At 60.1% G+C, this 21,118-nt stretch carries 27 protein-coding genes and 4 pseudogenes; 1 reads left to right on the top strand and 30 read right to left on the bottom strand.

From position 1 onward, the window contains the following. Window positions 1-100 precede the first annotated feature (100 nt). The 18 genes and pseudogenes from rplQ to rpmC form a co-directional block, all read right to left on the bottom strand. Window positions 101-517 carry a 50S ribosomal protein L17 gene (gene rplQ, locus CUR85_RS10125; RefSeq protein ID WP_067263154.1) on the bottom strand — a complete coding sequence of 139 codons (417 nt, stop codon included), beginning with the start codon at window positions 515-517 and terminating at the stop codon, window positions 101-103. Window positions 518-680: 163 nt separating this feature from the next. Beyond that, window positions 681-1,697: a DNA-directed RNA polymerase subunit alpha gene (locus tag CUR85_RS10120; protein WP_007118862.1), complete on the bottom strand. Its 1,017-nt coding sequence runs from the start codon at window positions 1,695-1,697 to the stop codon at window positions 681-683. A 114-nt stretch (window positions 1,698-1,811) separates the two neighbouring features. Then, window positions 1,812-2,201, bottom strand: a complete 390-nt coding sequence (gene rpsK, locus CUR85_RS10115) for a 30S ribosomal protein S11 (protein WP_067263152.1) — start codon at window positions 2,199-2,201, stop codon at window positions 1,812-1,814. A gap of 15 nt (window positions 2,202-2,216) precedes the next feature. Continuing rightward, a complete protein-coding gene (gene rpsM / locus CUR85_RS10110) occupies window positions 2,217-2,585 on the bottom strand; it encodes a 30S ribosomal protein S13 (RefSeq protein ID WP_067263150.1) in 369 nt (122 codons plus the stop codon). Window positions 2,586-2,846: 261 nt separating this feature from the next. Further along, a pseudogene (locus CUR85_RS10105) lies at window positions 2,847-3,493 on the bottom strand (adenylate kinase). After that, entirely contained in the window at window positions 3,490-4,872 is a 1,383-nt protein-coding gene (gene secY, locus CUR85_RS10100) for a preprotein translocase subunit SecY (protein WP_067263144.1), read from the bottom strand. The pseudogene CUR85_RS10105 and the gene secY overlap by 4 nt, the downstream one beginning before the upstream one ends. 119 nt (window positions 4,873-4,991) lie before the next feature. After that, window positions 4,992-5,474 (bottom strand): 50S ribosomal protein L15, encoded by a 483-nt coding sequence (gene rplO, locus CUR85_RS10095; RefSeq protein ID WP_067263142.1) that lies wholly within the window; start codon window positions 5,472-5,474, stop codon window positions 4,992-4,994. A gap of 625 nt (window positions 5,475-6,099) precedes the next feature. After that, window positions 6,100-6,288 (bottom strand): 50S ribosomal protein L30, encoded by a 189-nt coding sequence (gene rpmD, locus CUR85_RS10090; RefSeq protein WP_067267994.1) that lies wholly within the window; start codon window positions 6,286-6,288, stop codon window positions 6,100-6,102. 2 nt (window positions 6,289-6,290) lie between these two features. Next, window positions 6,291-6,872 (bottom strand): 30S ribosomal protein S5, encoded by a 582-nt coding sequence (gene rpsE, locus CUR85_RS10085; protein WP_067267992.1) that lies wholly within the window; start codon window positions 6,870-6,872, stop codon window positions 6,291-6,293. 170 nt (window positions 6,873-7,042) lie between these two features. Beyond that, a complete protein-coding gene (rplR, locus tag CUR85_RS10080) occupies window positions 7,043-7,402 on the bottom strand; it encodes a 50S ribosomal protein L18 (RefSeq protein ID WP_067267990.1) in 360 nt (119 codons plus the stop codon). An 11-nt stretch (window positions 7,403-7,413) separates the two neighbouring features. Beyond that, a complete protein-coding gene (rplF, locus tag CUR85_RS10075) occupies window positions 7,414-7,947 on the bottom strand; it encodes a 50S ribosomal protein L6 (protein WP_067267988.1) in 534 nt (177 codons plus the stop codon). Window positions 7,948-7,957: 10 nt separating this feature from the next. After that, window positions 7,958-8,350: a 30S ribosomal protein S8 gene (rpsH, locus tag CUR85_RS10070; protein WP_067267987.1), complete on the bottom strand. Its 393-nt coding sequence runs from the start codon at window positions 8,348-8,350 to the stop codon at window positions 7,958-7,960. A gap of 12 nt (window positions 8,351-8,362) precedes the next feature. Continuing rightward, window positions 8,363-8,668, bottom strand: a complete 306-nt coding sequence (gene rpsN, locus CUR85_RS10065) for a 30S ribosomal protein S14 (RefSeq protein WP_136720403.1) — start codon at window positions 8,666-8,668, stop codon at window positions 8,363-8,365. 18 nt (window positions 8,669-8,686) lie between these two features. Further along, window positions 8,687-9,250, bottom strand: a complete 564-nt coding sequence (gene rplE / locus CUR85_RS10060) for a 50S ribosomal protein L5 (protein ID WP_067267983.1) — start codon at window positions 9,248-9,250, stop codon at window positions 8,687-8,689. Continuing rightward, window positions 9,243-9,554 carry a 50S ribosomal protein L24 gene (gene rplX / locus CUR85_RS10055; protein ID WP_067267981.1) on the bottom strand — a complete coding sequence of 104 codons (312 nt, stop codon included), beginning with the start codon at window positions 9,552-9,554 and terminating at the stop codon, window positions 9,243-9,245. The genes rplE and rplX overlap by 8 nt, the downstream gene beginning before the upstream one ends. A gap of 2 nt (window positions 9,555-9,556) precedes the next feature. Next, window positions 9,557-9,925: a 50S ribosomal protein L14 gene (gene rplN, locus CUR85_RS10050; RefSeq protein ID WP_005621870.1), complete on the bottom strand. Its 369-nt coding sequence runs from the start codon at window positions 9,923-9,925 to the stop codon at window positions 9,557-9,559. Window positions 9,926-9,987: 62 nt separating this feature from the next. Continuing rightward, window positions 9,988-10,233, bottom strand: a complete 246-nt coding sequence (gene rpsQ / locus CUR85_RS10045) for a 30S ribosomal protein S17 (protein WP_067267977.1) — start codon at window positions 10,231-10,233, stop codon at window positions 9,988-9,990. Between the two features lie 14 nt (window positions 10,234-10,247). Continuing rightward, a complete protein-coding gene (gene rpmC, locus CUR85_RS10040; protein WP_067267973.1) occupies window positions 10,248-10,451 on the bottom strand; it encodes a 50S ribosomal protein L29 in 204 nt (67 codons plus the stop codon). A 181-nt stretch (window positions 10,452-10,632) separates the two neighbouring features. Between rpmC and CUR85_RS10035 the strand changes: the two are divergent. Beyond that, window positions 10,633-11,252: pseudogene (locus CUR85_RS10035) on the top strand (TIGR02466 family protein). Between the two features lie 354 nt (window positions 11,253-11,606). On the opposite strand, the gene rplP reads toward CUR85_RS10035, so the two are convergent. From rplP to tuf, 12 genes and pseudogenes are all read right to left on the bottom strand, one after another. Continuing rightward, entirely contained in the window at window positions 11,607-12,020 is a 414-nt protein-coding gene (gene rplP / locus CUR85_RS10030; protein ID WP_007118841.1) for a 50S ribosomal protein L16, read from the bottom strand. A gap of 12 nt (window positions 12,021-12,032) precedes the next feature. After that, entirely contained in the window at window positions 12,033-12,740 is a 708-nt protein-coding gene (gene rpsC / locus CUR85_RS10025) for a 30S ribosomal protein S3 (protein ID WP_067267970.1), read from the bottom strand. Continuing rightward, window positions 12,740-13,120, bottom strand: a complete 381-nt coding sequence (rplV, locus tag CUR85_RS10020; RefSeq protein WP_067267968.1) for a 50S ribosomal protein L22 — start codon at window positions 13,118-13,120, stop codon at window positions 12,740-12,742. Before rplV ends, rpsC begins: the two co-directional genes overlap by 1 nt. A gap of 3 nt (window positions 13,121-13,123) precedes the next feature. Next, window positions 13,124-13,402 (bottom strand): 30S ribosomal protein S19, encoded by a 279-nt coding sequence (gene rpsS, locus CUR85_RS10015; protein ID WP_067267967.1) that lies wholly within the window; start codon window positions 13,400-13,402, stop codon window positions 13,124-13,126. A gap of 3 nt (window positions 13,403-13,405) precedes the next feature. Beyond that, complete coding sequence (rplB, locus tag CUR85_RS10010) at window positions 13,406-14,248, bottom strand: 50S ribosomal protein L2 (RefSeq protein ID WP_067267965.1); 843 nt, start codon at window positions 14,246-14,248, stop codon at window positions 13,406-13,408. A gap of 311 nt (window positions 14,249-14,559) precedes the next feature. Next, window positions 14,560-15,702, bottom strand: coding sequence for a PRC-barrel domain-containing protein (locus tag CUR85_RS10005; protein WP_067267999.1), 1,143 nt, complete (start codon window positions 15,700-15,702; stop codon window positions 14,560-14,562). A 242-nt stretch (window positions 15,703-15,944) separates the two neighbouring features. Continuing rightward, a pseudogene (locus tag CUR85_RS10000) lies at window positions 15,945-16,975 on the bottom strand (fatty acid desaturase). A gap of 397 nt (window positions 16,976-17,372) precedes the next feature. Continuing rightward, window positions 17,373-17,669: a 50S ribosomal protein L23 gene (locus CUR85_RS09995; protein WP_067267962.1), complete on the bottom strand. Its 297-nt coding sequence runs from the start codon at window positions 17,667-17,669 to the stop codon at window positions 17,373-17,375. After that, window positions 17,666-18,283: a 50S ribosomal protein L4 gene (gene rplD, locus CUR85_RS09990; protein WP_067267960.1), complete on the bottom strand. Its 618-nt coding sequence runs from the start codon at window positions 18,281-18,283 to the stop codon at window positions 17,666-17,668. The genes CUR85_RS09995 and rplD overlap by 4 nt, the downstream gene beginning before the upstream one ends. Further along, window positions 18,280-19,158, bottom strand: coding sequence for a 50S ribosomal protein L3 (gene rplC / locus CUR85_RS09985; RefSeq protein WP_082852159.1), 879 nt, complete (start codon window positions 19,156-19,158; stop codon window positions 18,280-18,282). Before rplC ends, rplD begins: the two co-directional genes overlap by 4 nt. An 18-nt stretch (window positions 19,159-19,176) precedes the next feature. Then, window positions 19,177-19,496 (bottom strand): annotated as a pseudogene (gene rpsJ, locus CUR85_RS09980) (30S ribosomal protein S10). A gap of 425 nt (window positions 19,497-19,921) precedes the next feature. Then, window positions 19,922-21,097 carry an elongation factor Tu gene (tuf, locus tag CUR85_RS09975; protein ID WP_067260569.1) on the bottom strand — a complete coding sequence of 392 codons (1,176 nt, stop codon included), beginning with the start codon at window positions 21,095-21,097 and terminating at the stop codon, window positions 19,922-19,924. Between the last annotated feature and the right edge of the window lie 21 nt (window positions 21,098-21,118).

Below are 21,118 nucleotides of genomic sequence, written 5' to 3'. Positions count from 1 at the left end.
CAGGGACTGGAGCCGGTGCAACTGCGTTTTCCGCGACCCTCCCCGGCAAAAGAAAAGCCCCGCCAAGGGCGGGGCTTTCCGAATAACGATGGCGGGGATCTTATTCCGCCGCTTCTTCCTCGGCCAGACGCGCCTTGTCGGCGGCACCCTTGGCGTCGCGGTCGCGGTCGACGAATTCGATGATCGCCATCGGCGCCATGTCACCATAGCGGAAGCCGGCCTTCAGGACGCGGACGTAGCCGCCCTGACGGTCCTTGTAGCGCGGGCCCAGCACGTCGAACAGCTTGGCGACATACTGATCTTCTTTCAGCTTCGACGCGGCCTGACGGCGGGCGTGCAGGTCGCCGCGCTTGGCGAGGGTGATCATCTTTTCGATGATCGGCTTCAGTTCCTTGGCTTTCGGCAAGGTGGTCTTGATCTGCTCATGCTCGATGAGCGAGCCTGCCATGTTCGAGAACAGCGCCTTGCGGTGTTCATGTGTACGGTTCAGGCGGCGGTATCCACGTGCGTGACGCATTGTCTTACTCCAATCGTGATGCCCTCTACGGGCGGTTTTGCTTTGTCTGGCCCGCGATGCGTGTCACGAGCTCTCCTTGGGGCATGCGCCCGGTCGTAACGGCACCCGATTTCTTTGAAAGAAATCGGCCCCGGAAACTTTGAAAGTTTCCGGGCACCGTATCTTAGAACGAATCCTCGAACTTCTTGGCGAGGTCTTCGATGTTCTCTGGCGGCCAGTCTTCGACGTCCATACCGAGGTGCAGGCCCATGCCCGACAGCACTTCCTTGATCTCGTTCAGCGACTTGCGGCCGAAGTTCGGGGTGCGCAGCATCTCGGCTTCGGTCTTCTGGATCAGGTCGCCGATGTAGACGATGTTGTCGTTCTTCAGGCAGTTTGCCGAACGGACCGAGAGTTCGAGCTCGTCGACCTTCTTCAGCAGCAGCGGGTTGAACTCCAGACCGTCGTCGTCGTCCTGACGCGATGCGCTTTCCGGCTCGTCGAAGTTGACGAAGATGCCAAGCTGGTCCTGCAGGATGCGCGCGGCGAAGGCCACGGCGTCGTCCGGCGTGATGGAGCCGTCGGTCTCGACCTTCATGGTCAGCTTGTCATAGTCCAGCACCTGGCCCTCGCGGGTCGGCTGCACGTCGTAGGAGACCTTCTTGACCGGCGAATAGATCGCGTCGATCGGAATGAGACCGATGGGCGCATCTTCCGGCTTGTTCTTGTCGGCAGAGACATAGCCCTTGCCGGTGTTGACGGTCAGCTCCATGTAGACATCCGCACCATCGTCGAGGTGGCAGATCACATGCTCGCGGTTCAGAATCTCGATACCGGCGGATTCGGAGATGTCACCGGCGGTGACGACGCCCGGACCCTTGGCGGAGATCGACAGGCGCTTGGGGCCTTCGACTTCCATGCGCAGGCTGACGCCCTTGAGGTTCAGGATGATGTCGGTCACGTCTTCGCGCACACCGGCGACGGAGGAAAACTCGTGCAGCACGTTGTCGATCTGCACGGAGGTGATCGCCGCGCCCTGCAGCGAGGACATCAGCACGCGGCGCAGCGCGTTGCCGAGGGTCAGACCGAAGCCCCGCTCCAGCGGTTCGGCCATGACGGTCGCCTGACGTGCGGGGTCGTTGCCCGGCTTGACGTCAAGCTGTTGCGGCTTGATCAATTCAGCCCAATTCTTGTGGATCATGCGTCCCTCCATCCTTGTTTGTGCCTCATGTCCAAATGACACAAACGCTCGAGGTTTCTGAAAAGCGGTATGGGGCCGCACGCAAGGCGCGACCCCATGTAAAACAATCCCGGCTTAAACGCGGCGGCGCTTCGGCGGGCGGCAGCCGTTGTGGGCCATCGGGGTCACATCACGGATTGAGGTGATGTTGAAGCCGGCGGCAGCCAGGGCGCGCAGGGCGCTCTCGCGGCCCGAACCGGGGCCCTGCACTTCGACTTCCAGCGTCTTGACGCCGTGATCCTGTGCCTTGCGGCCGGCATCTTCGGCGGCCATCTGGGCGGCGTAGGGTGTCGACTTGCGCGACCCTTTGAAGCCCATGGTGCCAGCAGACGACCAGGAGATCGCGTTGCCCTGCACGTCCGAGATCAGGATCTTGGTGTTGTTGAAGCTCGAGTTCACATGCGCCACGCCTGCGGCGATGTTCTTGGAGACCTTACGCTTGGTGCGTGTCTTATCGCGTGCCATTGATCGGACCCTCCCTTATTTTTTCTTGCCAGCAATGGCCTTCGCGGGGCCTTTGCGTGTGCGTGCGTTGGTATGGGTGCGCTGGCCGCGAACCGGCAGGTTGCGACGGTGGCGCAGGCCACGGTAGCAGCCGAGGTCCATCAGGCGCTTGATGTTCATCTGCGTGTCACGACGCAGGTCGCCTTCGACGGTGTAATTGGCGTCGATGTGCTCACGCACGGCCAGAACTTCGGCGTCAGACAGTTCGTTGACCCGGCGGGTCTCGTCGATGCCGACAGCTTCGCAGATGGCCTTGGCGGAGGAGCTGCCAATACCGGTGATATAGGTGAGGGCGATGGGAACCCGCTTTGCAGTCGGGATGTTTACGCCGGCAATACGTGCCACGTTAGCTATTCCTTTTCGTTGCGGGTCCGTGATTCCAGACCCTTTTTTCACAACACAAGCCCGAGGCGGTAAGACCATCGGGCTAAGGCTGATCAGGTGATCTTGCGGGGTTGGGCGGAACCCTTGCCGCAATTTGATTCTCTTACGAGATAGGGGTGACTATGAGGTTTTGCGCAGGGCGTCAAGGCCCGCACAAAACTCTACGCTGCTCGGCCGCGCGAAGGCAAAGGACAGCGCCCCCTGCCCCGCGCCGCCGGGAAATCACTGGTCGAGAACCTGCGCGATCGCGCCGCGCACTTCTTCGATCTGGCCCAGACCGTTCACGCCGCTGAGCATGTCTTTGGCATAGTAGTAGCCGATCAGCGGAGAGGTCTGTTTGTAATAGGCCATCAGACGGGTTTTGAGGCTTTCCTCATTGTCGTCCGCGCGGCGCTTGAACTCGGTCCCGCCGCAGTTGGTGCACTTCCCATCTTCGGGATCGGTTTGGTCAGGTCGTTATAAACCTCGCCACAGCTTGCGCAGGTGGAACGGGCGGTGATGCGCGCGACCAGCGCCTCATCGTCGACCTTCATCTCGATCACAGCGTCGAGGGTCTGCCCCTCTTGCGCCATCAGATCGGCCAGCGCATCGGCCTGCGCCAGCGTGCGGGGAAAGCCGTCGAAGATAAAGCCGCCATGCTCGGCCTTGTCGGTGAGCTTTTCGCGGATCAGGCCAATGACGATCTCATCGGTGACAAGCGCGCCGCGGTCCATCACGTCGGCCACGATCTTGCCCATCTCTGTCCCGCTGTCCTTGGCTTCACGCAGCATGTCGCCAGTGGACAGCTGAACCATGTTGCGGGTTTCAACCAGATGACGTGCTTGGGTGCCTTTGCCTGCGCCCGGAGGCCCGAGTAGGATAATATTCATCGACGTACGGGGCTCCGTTTCTTGCGTGTACCTTTGCCTTTGCCCGCGCCCTTGCCGCGCAGCTGAGACTTCTCAAGCAGACCTTCATACTGATGCGCCAGCAGATGGCTCTGAACCTGTTGGATCGTGTCCATGGTGACCGAGACGACGATCAGCACCGAGGTGCCGCCGAAGTAGAAGGGAATGGCGAACTGGCCGCGAAGGATCTCGGGCAGAACACAGACCGCCGCCAGATAGGCCGAGCCGAGGACGAGGATGCGGTTGACCACATACTCCAGATACTCGGCGGTACGCTTGCCGGGGCGGATGCCGGGGACAAAGCCGTTCTGGTTCTTCAGGTTGTCGGCCACGTCATCGGGTTTGAAGCTGACGTTGAAGGTATAGAAATAGGCGAAGAAGACGATCATGCCCACGAAGAACAGCAGGTAGAGCGGCTGACCGGGGCCGAAGGTCGCCAAGAGCCAAGACATCACCGGGCTGGTGGAATTGCCGGAGAAGGTGCTGACGGTGACCGGCAGCAACAGCAGCGAGGAGGCGAAGATCGCCGGGATCACGCCCGCCGGGTTCACCTTTACCGGCAGGTGGCTGGTGCCGCCGTCATACATCTTCATCCCGACCTGACGGCGCGGGTATTGAATGTGGATCTTGCGCAGGGCGCGCTCCATGAAGACCACGAACATGATCGTCGCGATCACCATGACCAAGACGCCCACGATGACGGCGGGGCTGATGGCGCCCGAACGGCCCGAAGCGAAGAACTGCGCAATGGCGGCGGGAACCTCGGCGATGATGCCGACGAAGATAATCAGCGAAATGCCGTTGCCGATGCCGCGCGCGGTGATCTGCTCACCCAGCCACATCAGGAACATGGTGCCGCCCACGAGGGTAATCATACAGGCCGCGATAAAGCCGAAACCCATCTGGCCATCGGCCACGATGTCACCGGCCTGAAGGCTGACCGCAAGGCCGTAGGACTGCAGCGTCGCCAGCGCCACGGTGCCGTAGCGGGTGTACTGGTTGATCTTCTTGCGCCCCTGCTCACCCTCTTTCTTGAGCTGTTCCAGCGCAGGCACCATGGAGGTCAGCAGCTGAACGATGATCGAGGCGGAGATATAGGGCATGATGCCCAGAGCGAAGATACCCATCCGGCCAAGCGCGCCGCCGGTGAACATCGACACCATGCCGCCGATGCCTTGGCCTGCGCTCTCCATAAAGTCACGCAGCGCGCCACCGTCGATGCCGGGAACCGGAATGAAGGTGCCAAGGCGGTAAACGATAAGCAGCCCGAGCGTGTACAGAATCCGGTTGCGCAGGTCTGTTGCCTTGCCCAATGCGGACCAGCTCGTGTTCGCGGCCATGTTTTCGACGGCAGATACCATGAGGGGTCTCTTCTCTTGTTGCGAAAACGCCGCCCGGACCGTTTTCCGGCGGGCGGCGTTCGGGAAAACTTGAGGTTATGTAAGCGGCTGGCGCGCCGCTCACAAGCCTTAAGGCCGCTTTACTCGGATGCCTCGGCCGCCTTGGGAGCGGTCACGGTCACCTTGCCGCCTGCCTTCTCGACCGCCTCGATGGCGGACTTGGAAGCGCCAGCAACGTTCAGGTCGATCTTGGAGGTGATGTCACCCTTGGCCAGAACGCGGATACCGTCCAGCTCACGACGGACCAGACCGGAGGCAACCAGTGCTGCGGCGTCGATGGTGTTGCCCGCGTCGAGTTTCTTCGCATCGATGAATTTCTGGATCAGGCCCAGGTTAACGACAGCGAAGGATTTGCGGTTCGGCTTGTTGAAGCCGCGCTTGGGCAGACGCTGGTAGATGGGCATCTGGCCGCCTTCGTAGCCATTGATGCTCACACCCGAGCGGGACTTCTGACCCTTGATACCACGGCCACCCATTTTACCCTTGCCAGAGCCGGGACCACGTCCAACGCGCATACGCTTCTTGGCTGCGCCTTCGTTGTCGGAAAGTTCGTGCAGTTTCATGTCGCTTCTCCTTATGCCGGAATTGGCCCCCAGCGACGGGAGTGGCCAAACGCGGCGTTGCGATTCCATTGCGACCCAACACGGGCCACCGGGGGCGTATAGGGGATGGCGGGGGGCGTGACAAGGGGGCATGGCGACTACCTCCAGCGCCCCACCCCTGTCGACCTAATCCCACCGGCTAGTGGCAATGATATGGCTTTGATCCGGCATGGCAACATCGCCCCGGCGGTGAGGATTTTCTACATCCGCCCCCATGGGCGGGGCCGTCGGGGGTACTTAGTTGGCTGGTTTGCATCTGAACCGACGCGAAGGACGGCCCACCAGCCGCCACAAATATAACGGCGAGTATAGCAAAGGGTTTCATCGTTAATCCTATCCGTTTACGCCCCGAAAAAATGCGTGAGGCCATTCAACGGTAAATGTTAACGAAATATTAACAAGTGTTGAAAACTAGTGGGCGAAGGAACCGACCTCTCGAATCCCCCAGTAAGCGGACCGAACGCGTGCCAAGCGCGCCTCAGCATTCGCCTGCCAAACCCGCAAATCCCACAACGCAAAACGCCCCGCAGTTCCCTGCGAGGCGTCTTCGTAGGACGGTCCCCCGCCCTACCGCTGAACCCTAGGTTCAGCCTTTCTCTTCAACGATCTCGACCATATGCGAGACCTTGTTGATCATGCCGCGCACGGAAGGTGTATCTTCCAGCTCACGGGTGCGACCCATTTTGTTGAGGCCGAGGCCGACCAGCGTTGCGCGCTGTTTGGCGGGGCGGCGGATCGGCGAACCGACCTGCTTGATTACGAGTGTCTTGGCCATGCTTATGCCTCCTCAGCCACTTGAGCGGAGGACTCTACGTTGTCTTCACGCTTGGGCAGAATGTCAGCCACTTTCTTGCCGCGACGCTGCGCGACGGAACGGGGCGATTGCTCTTTCTTCAGACCGTCCAAAGTGGCGCGGATCATGTTGTAGGGGTTCTGCGAACCGACCGATTTGGACACAACGTCTTTCACGCCCAACATCTCGAACACGGCACGCATCGGACCACCGGCGATGATACCGGTACCTTCAGGTGCTGTGCGCATGATGACGCGGCCTGCGCCGTGACGACCATGCATGTCATGGTGCAGGGTGCGGCCTTCGCGTAGTTGAACGCGGATCATCTGACGCTTGGCTTGCTCGGTCGCCTTGCGGATGGCCTCGGGCACTTCTTTCGCTTTACCCTTGCCAAAGCCGACGCGGCCTTTCTGATCGCCCACGACCACGAGTGCGGCAAAGCCGAAACGCTTACCACCCTTAACGGTCTTGGACACGCGGTTGATCGCGACCAGACGGTCAGCGAATTCCGGGGTCTCGTCGCGTTGGTTGCGGCGGTTGCCCCCACGGTTGTCATCTCTTGCCATCTGGCATCTTCCTTTTTCTGTGGCCTCACCGGCCCTTAGGATCAATCCTGGTGAGCCCATGGCCCCCGGATCATCGAGAGGGCCTTCCCGGCCCTCTTCGCAGGAGAGCTATGCACGGGGGCATAGCCTTCGTATGAAAGCGGGTGCGTGGTTGCCCACGCACCGCACAATCAGATCTTCAAACCGCCTTCACGCGCGGCTTCGGCCAGAGCCTTCACCTTGCCGTGGAAGAGGAAGCCGCCACGGTCGAAGTATGCTTCTTCGACGCCGGCTTTCTTGGCACGTTCGGCAATCGCGGCACCGACTTTGGTCGCTGCTTCGATGTTGTTTTTGCCAACCACGCCCAGATCCTTCTCCATGGAGGAGGCGGAGGCCAGTGTCACGCCGTTCACATCGTCGATCAGCTGGGCCGAGATGTTCTTGGACGAACGGTGTACCGATAGGCGGAGACGCCCGGCGTTGACTTTGCGGAGTTTGTTCCGAACGCGCATGCGGCGCTTCAGGAACAGCTGTCGTTTGGTATTTGCCATCAATCCGTTCCTTACTTCTTCTTGCCTTCTTTGCGGAAGATGAACTCGCCCTTATAGCGGATGCCTTTGCCCTTATAGGGCTCGGGCTTGCGCCATGCGCGGATGTTCGCGGCAACCTGACCAACGAGCTGTTCGTCGATGCCTTCCACAACGATTTCGGTCTGCTTGGGTGCCGTCACGGTCACGCCCTCGGGCGCAACGTAGTCGACATCGTGGCTGAGGCCGAGGTTCAGTTTCAGCGTGTTGCCATTCATGGCCGCACGATAACCAACACCCTGGATTTCAAGCTCTTTCTTGAAGCCCGTGGTGACGCCGGTCACCAGGTTTTCGATCATGGTGCGGGACATGCCCCACTGCTGACGGGCGCGCTTGGACTTGCCGCGCGGCGTCACAGTGATTGCGTTGTCTTCGACCGCGAGGCTCACGTCATCAGTGGCACGGAAGCTGCGGGTGCCCTTGGGGCCCTTCACTTCGATGGTCTGACCGCTCACCTCTGCCGAGACACCCGAAGGCATAGCGACTGGTTTCTTACCGATACGAGACATTGTCTTCTCCTTAGAATACGGTGCAGAGCACTTCGCCGCCAACATTGGCAGACCGTGCAGATGCGTCCGACATCACACCTTTGGAGGTGGAGACAATCGACACGCCGAGGCCCTGACGGACGACGGGGATGTCATTGACGGCCATGTAGACGCGGCGACCGGGCTTGGAAACCCGCTTCAGCTCGCGAATAACAGGTTCGCCTTCGTAGTACTTGAGGCTGATCTCAATGGCGGGGTGGCCATCGGCGCCCGTGACTTTTTCATAGCCGCGGATGTAGCCTTCGTCGGCCAGCACGTCCAGAACCCATGCACGCAGCTTGGAGGCCGGTGTCATGACGGTGGATTTGCCGCGCAGCGAAGAGTTACGGATGCGTGTCAGCATATCTGCGATAGGATCGTTCATCTGATGCGCTCCTTACCAGCTCGACTTGACCATGCCGGGAATCTGGCCGGAAGAGCCAAGGTCCCGCAGCGCGATCCGCGAAATTTTCAGTTTACGATAGTAGGCGTGCGGGCGGCCCGTCAGCTGGCAACGGTTGTGCAGACGCACAGCAGAGCTGTTGCGCGGCAGTTTCGCCAGTTTCAGGGAAGCGCGGAAACGCTCTTCCATCGGTTTGCTTTCGTCGCTCACGATCTCTTTCAGAGCCGCGCGCTTGTCAGCGTACTTCTTAACCAGTGCTTCGCGCTTCTTCTCGCGCTCAATCATGGATTTCTTAGCCATTTCTAATCCTTCCCGCGCTTATGAATTGAAGGGCATGTTGAATGCTTTCAACAGCGCCTTGGCTTCAGCGTCGGTTTTCGCCGTGGTGGCGATCACGATGTCCATACCCCAAGTCTCGTCAACTTTGTCGAAGTCGATTTCGGGGAACACGATATGCTCTTTCAAGCCCATGGCGTAGTTGCCACGGCCGTCGAAGCTTTTGCCCGAGATGCCGCGGAAGTCGCGGATACGGGGCATTGCGATCGTGATCAGACGATCAAGGAATTCGTACATACGGTCGCCACGCAGGGTGACTTTCGCACCCAAAGGCATGTCCTCACGCACGCGGAAACCAGCGATGGATTTCTTGGCCACGGTTGTCAGAGCCTTCTGGCCCGCAATCGCGGTCAGGTCTTCCTGAGCCGACTTGGCTTTTTTGCTGTCGCGCACGGCTTCGGCTCCGCAGCCGATGTTCAGAACGATCTTGTCCAGCTTGGGGATCATCATGTCGTTCTTGTAGCCGAATTCCTCTTTCAGGGCGGCGCGGATCCTCTCGCGGTATTCGGCCTGAAGGCGGGGTGTGTAGGTTGCGGTATCAAGCATCGATCACGTCCCCCGTGGTCTTGGCAAAGCGCACTTTCTTGTCGCCTTCGATTTTGAAACCCACGCGGGTGGCTTTGCCATTGGCATCCACCAGTGCGAGGTTGCTCAGGTCGATCGGCATCGCCTTGGGGATGCGGCCGCCTTGAGATGTCTGTGTCTGGCGCGTGGCGCGGATGGCGATTTTCACGCCGTCAACGATGGCCTTGTTCGACTTGGGGTCAACGGACGAGATGGTGCCCGTCTTGCCTTTGTCCTTGCCGGACAGGACGATGACCTTGTCACCTTTGCGAAGTTTAGCAGCCATGATTACAGCACCTCCGGAGCGAGCGAGATGATTTTCATGAAGTTCTTCGCGCGCAGCTCACGAACGACCGGCCCGAAGATACGGGTGCCGACGGGTTCGTTGTTGTTATTCAGGATAACAGCGGCGTTGCGGTCGAAGCGGATAGCGGTGCCATCTTCACGACGAACTTCTTTGGCGGTGCGAACGACGACGGCCTTGCGGACGTCGCCCTTTTTCACACGACCACGCGGGATGGCTTCCTTGACCGACACGACGATGATATCGCCGACGGACGCGTATTTACGCTTGGAACCACCCAGGACCTTGATGCACTGAACACGGCGCGCGCCGCTGTTGTCAGCAACATCCAGGTTGGTCTGCATCTGGATCATTTGGTTTCTCCCGACCTTCTGGGGGCGATGCGGCCCTCATCCCAGGGTTTCGTTTAAGGGGCTCAGGCCTCGGCTTTGTCCGAAGTCAGAACTTCCCAACGTTTGGTTTTCGACTTGGGGGCACATTCGATGATGCGCACAGTGTCGCCCACCTTGAACGTGTTGTTCTCATCGTGAGCCCGGTACTTCTTGGACTTACGGATGGTCTTTTTCAGAACCGGATGCGTAAAGCGGCGCTCTACGGAAACGGAAACTGTTTGTGCGTTGGCGTCCGATGTCACGGTGCCTGTAAGGATACGCTTGGGCATGTTTCAGGCTCCTATTATTCGACTGCCGCAGCAGCGGCTTTCTGGTTCAGCACGGTGTGGACACGGGCCACGTCACGCTTAACAGTCTTCAGACGTGCGGAGTTCTCCAGCTGGCCGGTGGCCTGCTGAAAACGCAAGTTGAAGGATTCTTTTTTCAGGTTCACAAGCTCGTCGCGGAGCTGGTCCGGCGTCTTGTCATGCAGTTCGCTGGCTTTCACGGCCTCTTCCTTTCAACATCACCAGTAGGCCCCTGTCAGGGTGACCATGATTCTGGTGGAGTTCATGATGAAAGGTGCCAATACGCGTTGAGGTCGCACATGGCAACCCCCGTTGGCCCGCATCTGCGCTTTTGGCGCAAATAGGCTGGCGATAGGGGTATGTTCGGCGTAAGGAGGTTCCATGTCAAACATCAAATCGCTTTTCGCCACCCGCCTCTATCACGCCGCCCTGTCGGACCACGGCAAGCCCATCGACACCGATGAACTGGCCGCCTCTTGCTTCTCGATTGCCGAGGATGATGAGGCCGGTCAGGACTGGTGCGAGGAGAACGGCTATGCGGGCTACACCTCTTATGCCTCGCTGGATGACCTGCCCTACCGCTTTCCGATCTTTAAGGGTTTGGTCAAGTCGCTCGACAAACATGTCGCGGCCTTTGCCAAGGACCTCGAATTCGATCTGGGTGACCGCAAGCTGGTGCTCGACTCGCTGTGGCTGAACATCCTGCCCGAGGGCGGCATCCACACCTCGCATATCCACCCGCATTCGGTGATTTCAGGCACGACCTATGTGACCATGCCCGAGGGCGCCAGCGCGATCCGTTTCGAAGACCCGCGCCTGCCGATGATGATGGCTGCGCCGGGCCGGATGAAGGACGCGCGCGAGGAACTGCGGCCTTTCATCTATGTGGCCCCGAAGCGGGCGACGTGCTGCTCTGGGAAAGCTGGCTGCGCCACGAGGTGCCGATGAACATGATCGAGGAAGATCGGGTTTCGGTGAGTTTTAACTACAATTGGGCGTAAAATGTAAAAGACTGAGGGCCATCGCCTGCCCGCGGGTCGGCGATCCAACGGTGCCTCGTGCCACTTTATTGCGCAGCCAAGATGTGCGTTCTCGAAATCGCACCCAGCCTCACCAAATCGCCTACCCGGTCGCACCGAAGGTGCGCCCACCATATGACGGCACGCCTCTGGCGTGACGGGCGGGCAGGCGATGGCCCGGCGCCTGCGGCTTGAATCCGGGCCGGATGGCACGGACCGGCGAGATTTGCGCGAGCCGGCGCTTGCGCGTCATTCCCCTGCCCCGCCAAAGCAAAACCCCCGCCGATCGCTCGACGGGGGCCTTTTCTTTCTGCCGCCCCTTGCGGGGCTTCGGGCTTACCAGTCCTCGCGGACCACGACCCGGGTCTTGATCGGCAGCTTCATGGCTGCCAGACGCAGGGCTTCGCGCGCCACGTCTTCGCCGACACCGTCGATCTCGAACATGATGCGGCCCGGCTTGACCTTGGCGGCCCAGAAGTCAACGGAACCTTTACCTTTACCCATACGAACTTCGACGGGCTTGGAGGTTACCGGAACATCCGGGAAGATGCGGATCCAGACACGGCCCTGACGCTTCATGTGACGCGTCATGGCGCGGCGTGCCGCTTCGATTTGACGGGCTGTAACCCGCTCCGGCTGCAGTGCCTTCAGGCCGTAGGTGCCGAAGTTCAGGTCGGACCCGCCCTTCGCCAGACCCTTGATCGAGCCTTTGAACTGCTTGCGGAATTTAGTACGCTTTGGTTGAAGCATTTCTCATTCCCCTTAGCGACGACCGCCGGCACCGCGAGGTGCTGGGCCGTCTTGGAGTTCCTGTGCCTTGCGGTCACGCGCGGCGGGGTCGTGTTCCATGATCTCGCCTTTGAAGATCCATGTCTTGATCCCGATGATGCCGTAGGCGGTGGAAGCCTCGACATGCGCGTAATCGATGTCGGCACGCAATGTGTGCAGCGGCACGCGACCTTCGCGGTACCATTCGGTACGCGCGATCTCGGCACCACCCAGACGACCCGCGAGGTTCACGCGGATGCCCAGTGCGCCCATGCGCATGGCGTTCTGCACGGCACGTTTCATGGCGCGGCGGAAAGACACCCGGCGCTCCAGCTGCTGTGCAATGCTCTCACCAACCAGATGTGCGTCCAGCTCGGGCTTGCGGACCTCAACGATGTTGAGGTGCAGTTCCGAGTTGGTCATCTTGGCAATCTTCTGGCGCAGCGTCTCGATGTCCGCGCCTTTCTTGCCGATGATGACACCGGGGCGTGCTGTGTGGATCGTGACGCGGCACTTCTTGTGCGGACGTTCGATGATCACACGGGCAACACCGGCCTGGTGGCACTCTTTCTTGATGAAGTCGCGGATTGCGAGGTCTTCGAGCAGAAGATCACCGTAATCCTTGGTGTCGGCGTACCAGCGGCTGTCCCAGGTGCGGTTCACCTGAAGGCGCATACCGATCGGATTGACTTTGTTACCCATCAGGCTTGCTCCTCAACTTGACGCACTTTGATCGTGATCTCGGCAAACGGCTTGATGATCTTGCCGAACCGGCCACGGGCCCGCGGGCGACCGCGCTTCATGGTCAGGTTCTTGCCGACATAGGCCTCGGCCACGATCAGCTCATCGACGTCCAGGTTGTGGTTGTTTTCCGCGTTGGCGATGGCGGACTGAAGGCATTTCTTCACGTCCTGCGCGACCCGCTTCTTGGAGAAGGTCAGGTCGGTCAGCGCCTTGTCCACGGACTTGCCACGGATGAGGGCAGCAACCAGGTTCAGTTTCTGCGGGCTCGTACGAAGCATGCGCAGCTTTGCCATTGCTTCGTTGTCTGCCACGCGGCGGGGATTCTTATCCTTGCTCATGGCTTATTTCCGCTTCGCTTTTTTGTCGGCGGCATGACCGTAGTAGGTACGAGTCGGGGAGTATTCACCGAACTTCTGACCGATCATTTCTTCGCTGACGTTGACAGGAATGTGCTTGTGACCGTTGTAGACGCCGAACGTCAGACCCACGAACTGGGGCAGGATCGTGCTGCGGCGCGACCAGATCTTGATCACTTCGTTACGACCGCCCTCACGGGAAGCCTCTGCCTTTTTGAGGACATAAGAGTCAACAAAAGGACCTTTCCATACTGAACGAGCCATTGATTAACGCCCCTTCTTCTTGGCGTGACGCGAGCGGATGATAAGCTTGCTGGACGCTTTGTTCTTGTTGCGGGTCTTGGCACCCTTCGTCGGCTTACCCCAAGGAGTAACCGGGTGACGACCACCAGAGGTCCGGCCTTCACCACCGCCGTGCGGGTGGTCGATCGGGTTCATCACCACACCACGCACAGAGGGGCGGATGCCCTTGTGGCGCATGCGGCCCGCTTTACCGTAGTTCTGGTTGGAGTTGTCGGGGTTGCTGACGGCACCGACGGTGGCCATGCATTCCTGACGCACGAGACGCAGCTCGCCGGAGCTCAGACGGATCTGAGCGTAGCCACCGTCACGACCCACGAACTGGGCGTAGGTGCCGGCGGCACGGGCGATCTGACCACCTTTGCCGGGCTTCATCTCGATGTTGTGGACGATCGTACCGATCGGCATGCCCGAGAAGGGCATCGCGTTGCCGGGCTTGATGTCCACTTTGGCGCCGGCGATGATCTTGTCGCCGATGGCCAAACGCTGCGGGGCCAGGATGTAGGCCTGCTCACCGTCTTCGTACTGGATCAGTGCGATGAAGGCTGTACGGTTGGGGTCATATTCGATCCGCGCGACAACAGCGGACATGTCCAGCTTGTTACGCTTGAAATCAACGATACGGTAGAGGCGCTTTGCACCACCACCTGTACGACGCATTGTGATTCGTCCGGTGTTGTTCCGGCCACCGGATTTGGTCAGACCCTGAGTAAGGGCTTTGACCGGGCGGCCTTTCCACAGCTCCGAACGGTCGATCAGTACCAGTCCACGCTGGCCTGGCGTCGTCGGTTTGTACGACTTGAGTGCCATGTTCTCTGTCTTCCGTTTGCTAGGCACGCTCGCACCAAGGTGAAAGCGCGTTGGTTATAGGGCCCCGAAGGTCCCCTGTGGGAGTGGTGGATGGGTTTAAATCTCTTGCGAGGCAGGCATCCCAACCACCGGGATCGTTCAAATAGCCAAACCCCGGACGAATCCGGGGTCTGAGCCGATGTGGCGACCTAACAGGTTCGCAACAGCCCGTCCAGTAGGCATGGCGAAAATCCTCTCCCCTGCCCGCACAAAAGAAAAGAAGGCGCCGAAGCGCCTTCTTCTATTGGTTTAGCAGTTACCCAAGGTGGGAATTAGTCAAGGCCAACGCTCTCGGCCAGACGCATGCCGGGGTCGAGGATTTCAACTTCGGCTTCGTTGAATTCCGGCATGCTTTCCAGACGCTCCTCGGTCACGCCGGGGACGATGACTTCGTCTTCACGCATGATCAGCTTCTCAACCGGAATGGCGACTTCGTTTTCGCCCATACCAAGGAAACCACCAACGCCGATGATCGCAACAACGGTGTCGCCACGGACGCCGATGAAGTCGATTTCGCCAACATCTTCACCAGTCTCGGTGGCAACGCTGCGGCCAGTCAGTTCTTCGGCGGTCAGGTTAAAGATCGGCAGACGCTGCACGTTCTCCTGATAGCGGGCACGGTCTTCTTCGGCCATATTGCCCTGCTCATCCGCGTTGAAGTCTTCCATCAGCACGCGCGCTTGCTCTTGCTCGACGTCGATCTCGGCACCTTCGGCACCTTCAACGTTGACCTGCGGTGCTTCGGCTTCTTCGACGACAACATTCGCGTCTTCGCCCTGCTGCACGTTCACGTTGGCTTCTTGCTGCTCAACGTCGACGCGGGCTTCCTCGGATTCGGCAACGTTCACATCGGCTTCGGCCTGCTCAACGGTCACGCGCGGCTCGGCTTCCTCAATGGTCACTTTCGGCTCGGGGCGCACGAACTTCACAACGGGTTCGGGCTGCTCCAGATCAACGATCGGCTCGCCGGTGTCCACGTCAACCTGCGGCTTCGGGACCTGCACGGTCACGACCGGCTCGGGGATACGCACAGTAACCTGCGGCTGTGCTTGCTCAACTGTGATGATCGGCGCTTGCTGCTGCACGCGAACGGTCGGCTCGGGAACGGCGACGTTCACTTCGGGCTGGCCCTGCTCAACAGTCACTACGGGAGCGTCCTGCGACACGTTCACATCGGGCTCGGGAACGGTCACGTCAACTTCGGCGTCTTCCTGCTCGACAACCACTTGGCCGCCAGCAACATTCGCGGTCGCGGCTGTGCCACCTTCGACCTCGGCTTCCATCTCGGCTTCAACTTCGGCGTTGCGCTCGATGGTCTCTTCGACGTTCTCTGTCGCATCCTGCGCCAGAACCGGAGCGGCCGCGAAAAGGGCAACGGCGGATACGCCAGCCATGAGTGTTTTGGTATAGATCATTAGGTCTCTCCCGTGTTCGTTTACGATAAGTGAGGCGCGCAGCACCCCGTCTTCCACGGTGAGACAACCGGCAGCTTTCTGCTCTGTTCCAAGAAAATTGATGGCTTTTTTTCGGAACTTTTTCGGGGTCGCCGCATGATTGAACGCATAGCCGAGAGGATCGCGCCAAGGTAATGACAGCCCTCCAAATTCAAAGACCCCCGCCAAAGCGGGGGCCCAGATCATAGAAAAATACTGCGGCTTCAGGCGACCCGGCGCGCCTGCGCGAAAGACAACAGGCGCTTGCTTTTCTCATCCCATAGATGCAGCCGCGCGTTGGCAAGGCTCTCGCGGATGGTCATCCGGTTCCCCTCCGCCAAGGCGACATGATCGCGCAGCACTTCCGGCAGGCGATAGAAGGGAATGCGGCTGTAGAGGTGGTGCACATGGTGAATGCCGATATTGGCGCTGAGCCACTGCAGGGGACGCGGCAGGATGTAATGCGAGGAGCCGTGAAAGGCCGCATCATGCAGGTCCCAAGCGTCGTTCTCTTCCCAATGGGTCGTCTCGAACTGGTGCTGCACATAGAACAGCCACATGCCCGCCGTGGCCGCCAGAAGGGTGCTGGGCACGAAGATCAGCAGAATGGGCATGATCCCCCGAAGTAGAAGATCACAGCAAGTGCTGTGAGGATCGTCAGATTGGTGCCCATCGCGCTCAGCCAATAACGGGTCTGCGCCATCAGCCCCAGGGGCACGCGGTTCTGCACGAAGAACAGATAGGTCGGCCCAAGGCCAAAGAGCACGATCGGGTTCCGATACAAGCGGTAATGCAGTCGCCCGAATAGCCCAAGCGCGCGATACTCCGCGACCGTGAGCGTGTGGATATCGCCAATGCCACGACGGCCAAGGTTCCCAGCTGAAGAGTGGTGAATCGAATGGGTGCGACGCCAAACGTCATAGGGCGTCAGCGTCAGCACCCCGAGCACGCGGCCCACCCAATCGCTGGTGCGGCGGCTGCTGAAAAAGGCCGCATGGCCGCAGTCGTGTTGGATCGCGAAGAGCCGCAGCAAGAAGCCCGCGTTCACCAGCGAGATCGCGAGGGCCAACCAGCCGCTGACTGAGAGCGCCCACCAAGCCAGCGACCAAAGAAGGATGAAGGGGCCGAGCGTGATCGCCAGTTCAAAACTGCTGCGCCAAGTGCTCGGCTCGCGGTAACGGGCCAGCACGCGCACCCAGTCGCGCGCGTTCGACACGTCCGCAGACACGCCGGAGGTAGATTTTTCGTGGGACATGGACCTGCTTTTTGTGGTTATCCGAGGTCTTGTAGAGGAAAGCGCGCCGCAAGCAACGCCCGCGTCACCCTTTGCCGTTACGTCGCGGCATTTAGGCTGGAAACAGCCTGCTTTGGGGGAGGGTTGAGCCTGTGGCTAGTCCATGGCCGGGGTGGCATTCATGCTCCGAGGGCCAGCGCCTGCCCGCGGGTCGGCGATCTGACGGACCTTGGTGCCACTTTATGGTTCAACCGAGATGTGCTTTTGCGAGGTCACGTCCAGCCTCACCAAATCGCCTACCCCTCCGGGCGGGCAGGCGATGGCCCGGCGCCTGCGGCTTGTCCCGGGCCCCGGCGCATCCCCGAAACGAAAAAGGCCCCCGCAATGCGGAGGCCTTTCCCAAATGTCTAACCGGCAATCAGAGCCCGGTGGACACGTCGATTGTGTTGCCCTCTTCGAGCGTCACATAGGCCTTCTTCACGTCTTTGCGGCGGCCCATCTGGCCCCGAAAACGCTTGACCTTGCCTTTGGTGATGGTCGTGTTCACGGCCTTCACCTTGACGTTGAAGAGCGCCTCGACGGCCTCTTTGATCATCGGCTTGTTGCTGTCGATCGCGACTTCGAAGACGACGGCGTTCTGTTCGGACGCCATGGTTGCCTTCTCGGTGATGACCGGCTTGCGGATCACGTCGTAGTGTTGATGCTTGGCGCTCATTTCAGGCGTGCCTCCAATGCTTCGATCCCCGCTTTGGTGATCACCAGAGTGTCACGCTTGAGGATGTCATAGACGTTTGCGCCCATCGACGGCAGGATGTCCAACCCATCGATGTTGCGCGCGGCCTGTGCGAAGTTCTCGTTGACCGAAGCGCCATCGATGACCAGCGCGCGCTTCCAGCCCAGGTTCGAGACCTGCTTGGCCAGAGCGGCGGTTTTGCCCTCGGAAGTTGCTTCGTCGATAATGACCAGCGAACCGGCTTTTGCTTTGGCGGACAGCGCGTGGCGCAGGCCCAGCTTGCGGAACTTCTTGGTCAGCTCGTGGCCGTGGCTGCGCGGGGTCGGACCCTTGTAGATACCACCCTTGCGGAAGATCGGCGCGTTGCGGTCACCGTGGCGTGCGCCGCCGGTGCCCTTCTGGCGATAGATCTTCTTGGTCGAGTAGCTGGTCTCGGACCGGGTCTTGACCTTATGCGTCCCCTGCTGCGCGTTGTTACGCTGCCAGCGCACGACGCGGTGCAGGATGTCGGCACGCGGCTCCAGGCCGAACAGGGCTTCGTCCAGGTCTACGGACCCGGCTTTGCCACCGTCGAGTTTGATGACATCGAGTTTCATGCGTCACCTTCTTTCTTGTCAGCGTCGGCATCGGAATTGTCGGCATCCGAACCTTCAGCTGCGATTTCGGCTTCTGCGGCTTTCAGCGCTTCAGCTTCCTGTGCGGCTTGCTCTTCGGCCAAACGCTTGGCTTCGGCTTCTGCCTCTGCGGCGGCTGCGGCGGCGGCCTCTTCGGCGGCTTTCGCGGCTTCGTCAGCGGCGGATTTCAGAGCGGCGGGCAGGATCGCGTCTTCGGGGAACGGCTTTTTGACCGCATCCTTGACGGTGACCCAACCACCTTTGGAGCCGGGAACGGCGCCTTTGACCATGATCAGGCCACGCGCGCTGTCGGTCTTGACGACCTCGAGGTTCTGCGTGGTGACACGGGCAGCACCCATGTGACCGGCCATTTTCTTACCTTTGAAAACCTTGCCGGGATCCTGACACTGGCCTGTGGAGCCGTGCGAACGGTGGGAGATCGACACACCGTGCGAGGCGCGCAGACCGCCGAAGTTGTGACGCTTCATCGCACCGGCAAAACCTTTACCGATGGATGTGCCCGCAACGTCGACATACTGACCGGCGAAGTAATGGTCAGCGGTGATCTCCTCACCGACGTTGATCATCGCGTCTGCGTCGACGCGGAACTCGGCCAGCTTGCGCTTGGGTTCCACTTTCGCCGCGGCGAAGTGACCACGCATGGCTTGGCTTGTACGTTTGGCTTTCGCCGAACCGGCACCGAGCTGAACGGCGGTATAGCCGTCACGGTCCGCGGTGCGCTGTGCGACAACCTGAAGCTTGTCCAACTGAAGAACGGTCACAGGGATCTGCTTGCCGTCTTCCATGAACAGCCGGGTCATGCCGACTTTTTTTGCAATAACGCCTGAGCGCAACATATGATTACCCTCCCGGCTTTACGATTGCAGCTTGATCTCGACGTCCACGCCAGCGGCGAGGTCGAGCTTCATCAGCGCGTCCACGGTCTGGGGGTCGGATCGATGATATCCAGCAGACGCTTGTGCGTGCGGATTTCAAACTGGTCACGGGATTTCTTATCGACGTGGGGGCCACGAAGAACGGTGAATTTCTCGATCTTGTTCGGCAGCGGAATGGGACCGCGAACCGAAGCGCCTGTGCGCTTGGCGGTGCTGACGATTTCTTGAGTGGAGGCATCGAGCACCCGGTAGTCAAACGCCTTCAGGCGAATGCGGATGTTCTGGCTTTGAACGGCCATATGCATATCCCTTGTTTTGGGATTCTAACGGATTGGAGGAAGCAGGCTCATCCGGCCCCCTCTTCGCGCCTTGGTAATAAATCAAACGGGGCGCGTCTAACGCACCCCGGTTCGATGCGCGTCCTATAGGGGAATCAAAGCAAGTGGCAAGAGGGTTCTAAAAACCCCCGTGTTTTTAGAACCAGTGCGCAAAGTCACGCCGCCCCGGCGTGACCGCGCACCCCGTCCGCGTTCAATCACACCCGGAAAACGCGCCGTCTCCCCCGTATCACGCGCACGCCGAAGGCCCCTCTCCCGCCAAAGCAAAAGGCCGCAACAAAAGCTGCGGCCTTTCGAATATCTGAACCGTGGTCCCCGGTCAGGCCAGGGGGTGGGCTCTCATCGCTCCTGCGGAGCGACTGCCGTCCACCGGGTCCGTTTCAAAATCACTCAGTGATTTTGGAAACGACGCCCGCGCCAACAGTGCGGCCACCTTCGCGGATCGCGAAGCGCAGGCCGTTTTCCATGGCGATCGGTGCGATCAGCTCAACGCCGAAGGACACGTTGTCGCCGGGCATGACCATCTCGGTGCCTTCTGCCAGCTGAACGGTGCCGGTCACGTCAGTTGTACGGAAGTAGAACTGCGGACGGTAGTTCGCGAAGAACGGCGTGTGACGGCCACCTTCCTCTTTGGTGAGGATGTAGGCTTCGGCTTCGAACTTGGTGTGCGGTGTCACGGAGCCGGGCTTGCAGAGAACCTGACCACGCTCAACGCCGTCACGCTCAACGCCGCGCAGCAGGGCGCCGATGTTGTCGCCCGCTTCACCACGGTCCAGCAGCTTGCGGAACATTTCCACGCCGGTGCAGGTGGTTTTCTTGGTGTCGCGGATGCCGACGATTTCGATTTCGTCGCCAACGTTGATCACGCCACGCTCGACACGGCCGGTCACAACGGTACCACGGCCGGAGATCGAGAAGACGTCTTCGACAGGCATCAGGAAGGGCTGGTCCACGGCACGCTCAGGTGTCGGGATGTAGGCGTCAACTTCGGCCATCAGCTTCTTGATCGACTCTTCACCGATCTCGGGCTTGTTGCCTTCCATCGCCGCCAGAGCGGAACCTGCAACAACGGGGATGTCGTCGCCGGGGTAGTCGTAGGAAGACAGCAGTTCGCGGATTTCCATCTCGACGAGCTCGAGCAGCTCTTCGTCGTCGACCTGGTCAACTTTGTTCATGAAGACGACCATGGCGGGGATGCCAACCTGACGGCCGAGCAGGATGTGCTCGCGGGTCTGGGGCATCGGGCCGTCGGCCGCGTTCACAACCAGGATTGCGCCGTCCATCTGCGCCGCACCGGTGATCATGTTTTTCACATAGTCAGCGTGGCCGGGGCAGTCGACGTGGGCGTAGTGGCGGTTCTCGGTCTCATACTCGACGTGCGCGGTCGAGATGGTGATGCCGCGGGCCTTCTCTTCGGGCGCGCCGTCGATCTGGTCATACGCTTGGAAGTCACCGAAATACTTGGTGATCGCCGCGGTCAGCGTGGTTTTACCGTGGTCAACGTGGCCGATCGTGCCGATGTTGACGTGCGGTTTGGTGCGTTCAAACTTTGCCTTTGCCATGGTGTTGGCTCCTTTTGGTCT

Source organism: Sulfitobacter faviae (assembly GCF_029870955.1).
Taxonomy (GTDB): Bacteria; Pseudomonadota; Alphaproteobacteria; order Rhodobacterales; family Rhodobacteraceae; genus Sulfitobacter; species Sulfitobacter faviae.
This window is presented reverse-complemented; position numbering and strand designations above follow the sequence as displayed.

What these genes read in the sequence shown, in the direction of transcription:
- CUR85_RS09995 (WP_067267962.1), bottom strand. Translation starts at nt 17,669, where the DNA reads ATGAGCGCCAAGCATCAACACTACGACGTGATCCGCAAGCCGGTCATC.
- rplN (WP_005621870.1), bottom strand. Translation starts at nt 9,925, where the DNA reads ATGATCCAGATGCAGACCAACCTGGATGTTGCTGACAACAGCGGCGCG.
- rplP (WP_007118841.1), bottom strand. Translation starts at nt 12,020, where the DNA reads ATGCTTCAACCAAAGCGTACTAAATTCCGCAAGCAGTTCAAAGGCTCG.
- rplO (WP_067263142.1), bottom strand. Translation starts at nt 5,474, where the DNA reads ATGAAACTGCACGAACTTTCCGACAACGAAGGCGCAGCCAAGAAGCGT.
- rplD (WP_067267960.1), bottom strand. Translation starts at nt 18,283, where the DNA reads ATGAAACTCGATGTCATCAAACTCGACGGTGGCAAAGCCGGGTCCGTA.
- rpsS (WP_067267967.1), bottom strand. Translation starts at nt 13,402, where the DNA reads ATGGCTCGTTCAGTATGGAAAGGTCCTTTTGTTGACTCTTATGTCCTC.
- tuf (WP_067260569.1), bottom strand. Translation starts at nt 21,097, where the DNA reads ATGGCAAAGGCAAAGTTTGAACGCACCAAACCGCACGTCAACATCGGC.
- rplV (WP_067267968.1), bottom strand. Translation starts at nt 13,120, where the DNA reads ATGAGCAAGGATAAGAATCCCCGCCGCGTGGCAGACAACGAAGCAATG.
- rplC (WP_082852159.1), bottom strand. Translation starts at nt 19,158, where the DNA reads ATGTTGCGCTCAGGCGTTATTGCAAAAAAAGTCGGCATGACCCGGCTG.
- CUR85_RS10005 (WP_067267999.1), bottom strand. Translation starts at nt 15,702, where the DNA reads ATGATCTATACCAAAACACTCATGGCTGGCGTATCCGCCGTTGCCCTT.
- rplE (WP_067267983.1), bottom strand. Translation starts at nt 9,250, where the DNA reads ATGCTTGATACCGCAACCTACACACCCCGCCTTCAGGCCGAATACCGC.
- rpsK (WP_067263152.1), bottom strand. Translation starts at nt 2,201, where the DNA reads ATGGCACGCGATAAGACACGCACCAAGCGTAAGGTCTCCAAGAACATC.
- secY (WP_067263144.1), bottom strand. Translation starts at nt 4,872, where the DNA reads ATGGTATCTGCCGTCGAAAACATGGCCGCGAACACGAGCTGGTCCGCA.
- rplX (WP_067267981.1), bottom strand. Translation starts at nt 9,554, where the DNA reads ATGGCTGCTAAACTTCGCAAAGGTGACAAGGTCATCGTCCTGTCCGGC.
- rpsH (WP_067267987.1), bottom strand. Translation starts at nt 8,350, where the DNA reads ATGAACGATCCTATCGCAGATATGCTGACACGCATCCGTAACTCTTCG.
- rpmD (WP_067267994.1), bottom strand. Translation starts at nt 6,288, where the DNA reads ATGGCCAAGACACTCGTAATCAAGCAGGTCGGTTCGCCGATCCGCCGC.
- CUR85_RS10120 (WP_007118862.1), bottom strand. Translation starts at nt 1,697, where the DNA reads ATGATCCACAAGAATTGGGCTGAATTGATCAAGCCGCAACAGCTTGAC.
- rplB (WP_067267965.1), bottom strand. Translation starts at nt 14,248, where the DNA reads ATGGCACTCAAGTCGTACAAACCGACGACGCCAGGCCAGCGTGGACTG.
- rplQ (WP_067263154.1), bottom strand. Translation starts at nt 517, where the DNA reads ATGCGTCACGCACGTGGATACCGCCGCCTGAACCGTACACATGAACAC.
- rpsE (WP_067267992.1), bottom strand. Translation starts at nt 6,872, where the DNA reads ATGGCAAGAGATGACAACCGTGGGGGCAACCGCCGCAACCAACGCGAC.
- rpsQ (WP_067267977.1), bottom strand. Translation starts at nt 10,233, where the DNA reads ATGCCCAAGCGTATCCTTACAGGCACCGTGACATCGGACGCCAACGCA.
- rplF (WP_067267988.1), bottom strand. Translation starts at nt 7,947, where the DNA reads ATGTCTCGTATCGGTAAGAAACCAGTCGCTATGCCTTCGGGTGTCTCG.
- rpsN (WP_136720403.1), bottom strand. Translation starts at nt 8,668, where the DNA reads ATGGCTAAGAAATCCATGATTGAGCGCGAGAAGAAGCGCGAAGCACTG.
- rplR (WP_067267990.1), bottom strand. Translation starts at nt 7,402, where the DNA reads ATGGCAAATACCAAACGACAGCTGTTCCTGAAGCGCCGCATGCGCGTT.
- rpsC (WP_067267970.1), bottom strand. Translation starts at nt 12,740, where the DNA reads ATGGGTAACAAAGTCAATCCGATCGGTATGCGCCTTCAGGTGAACCGC.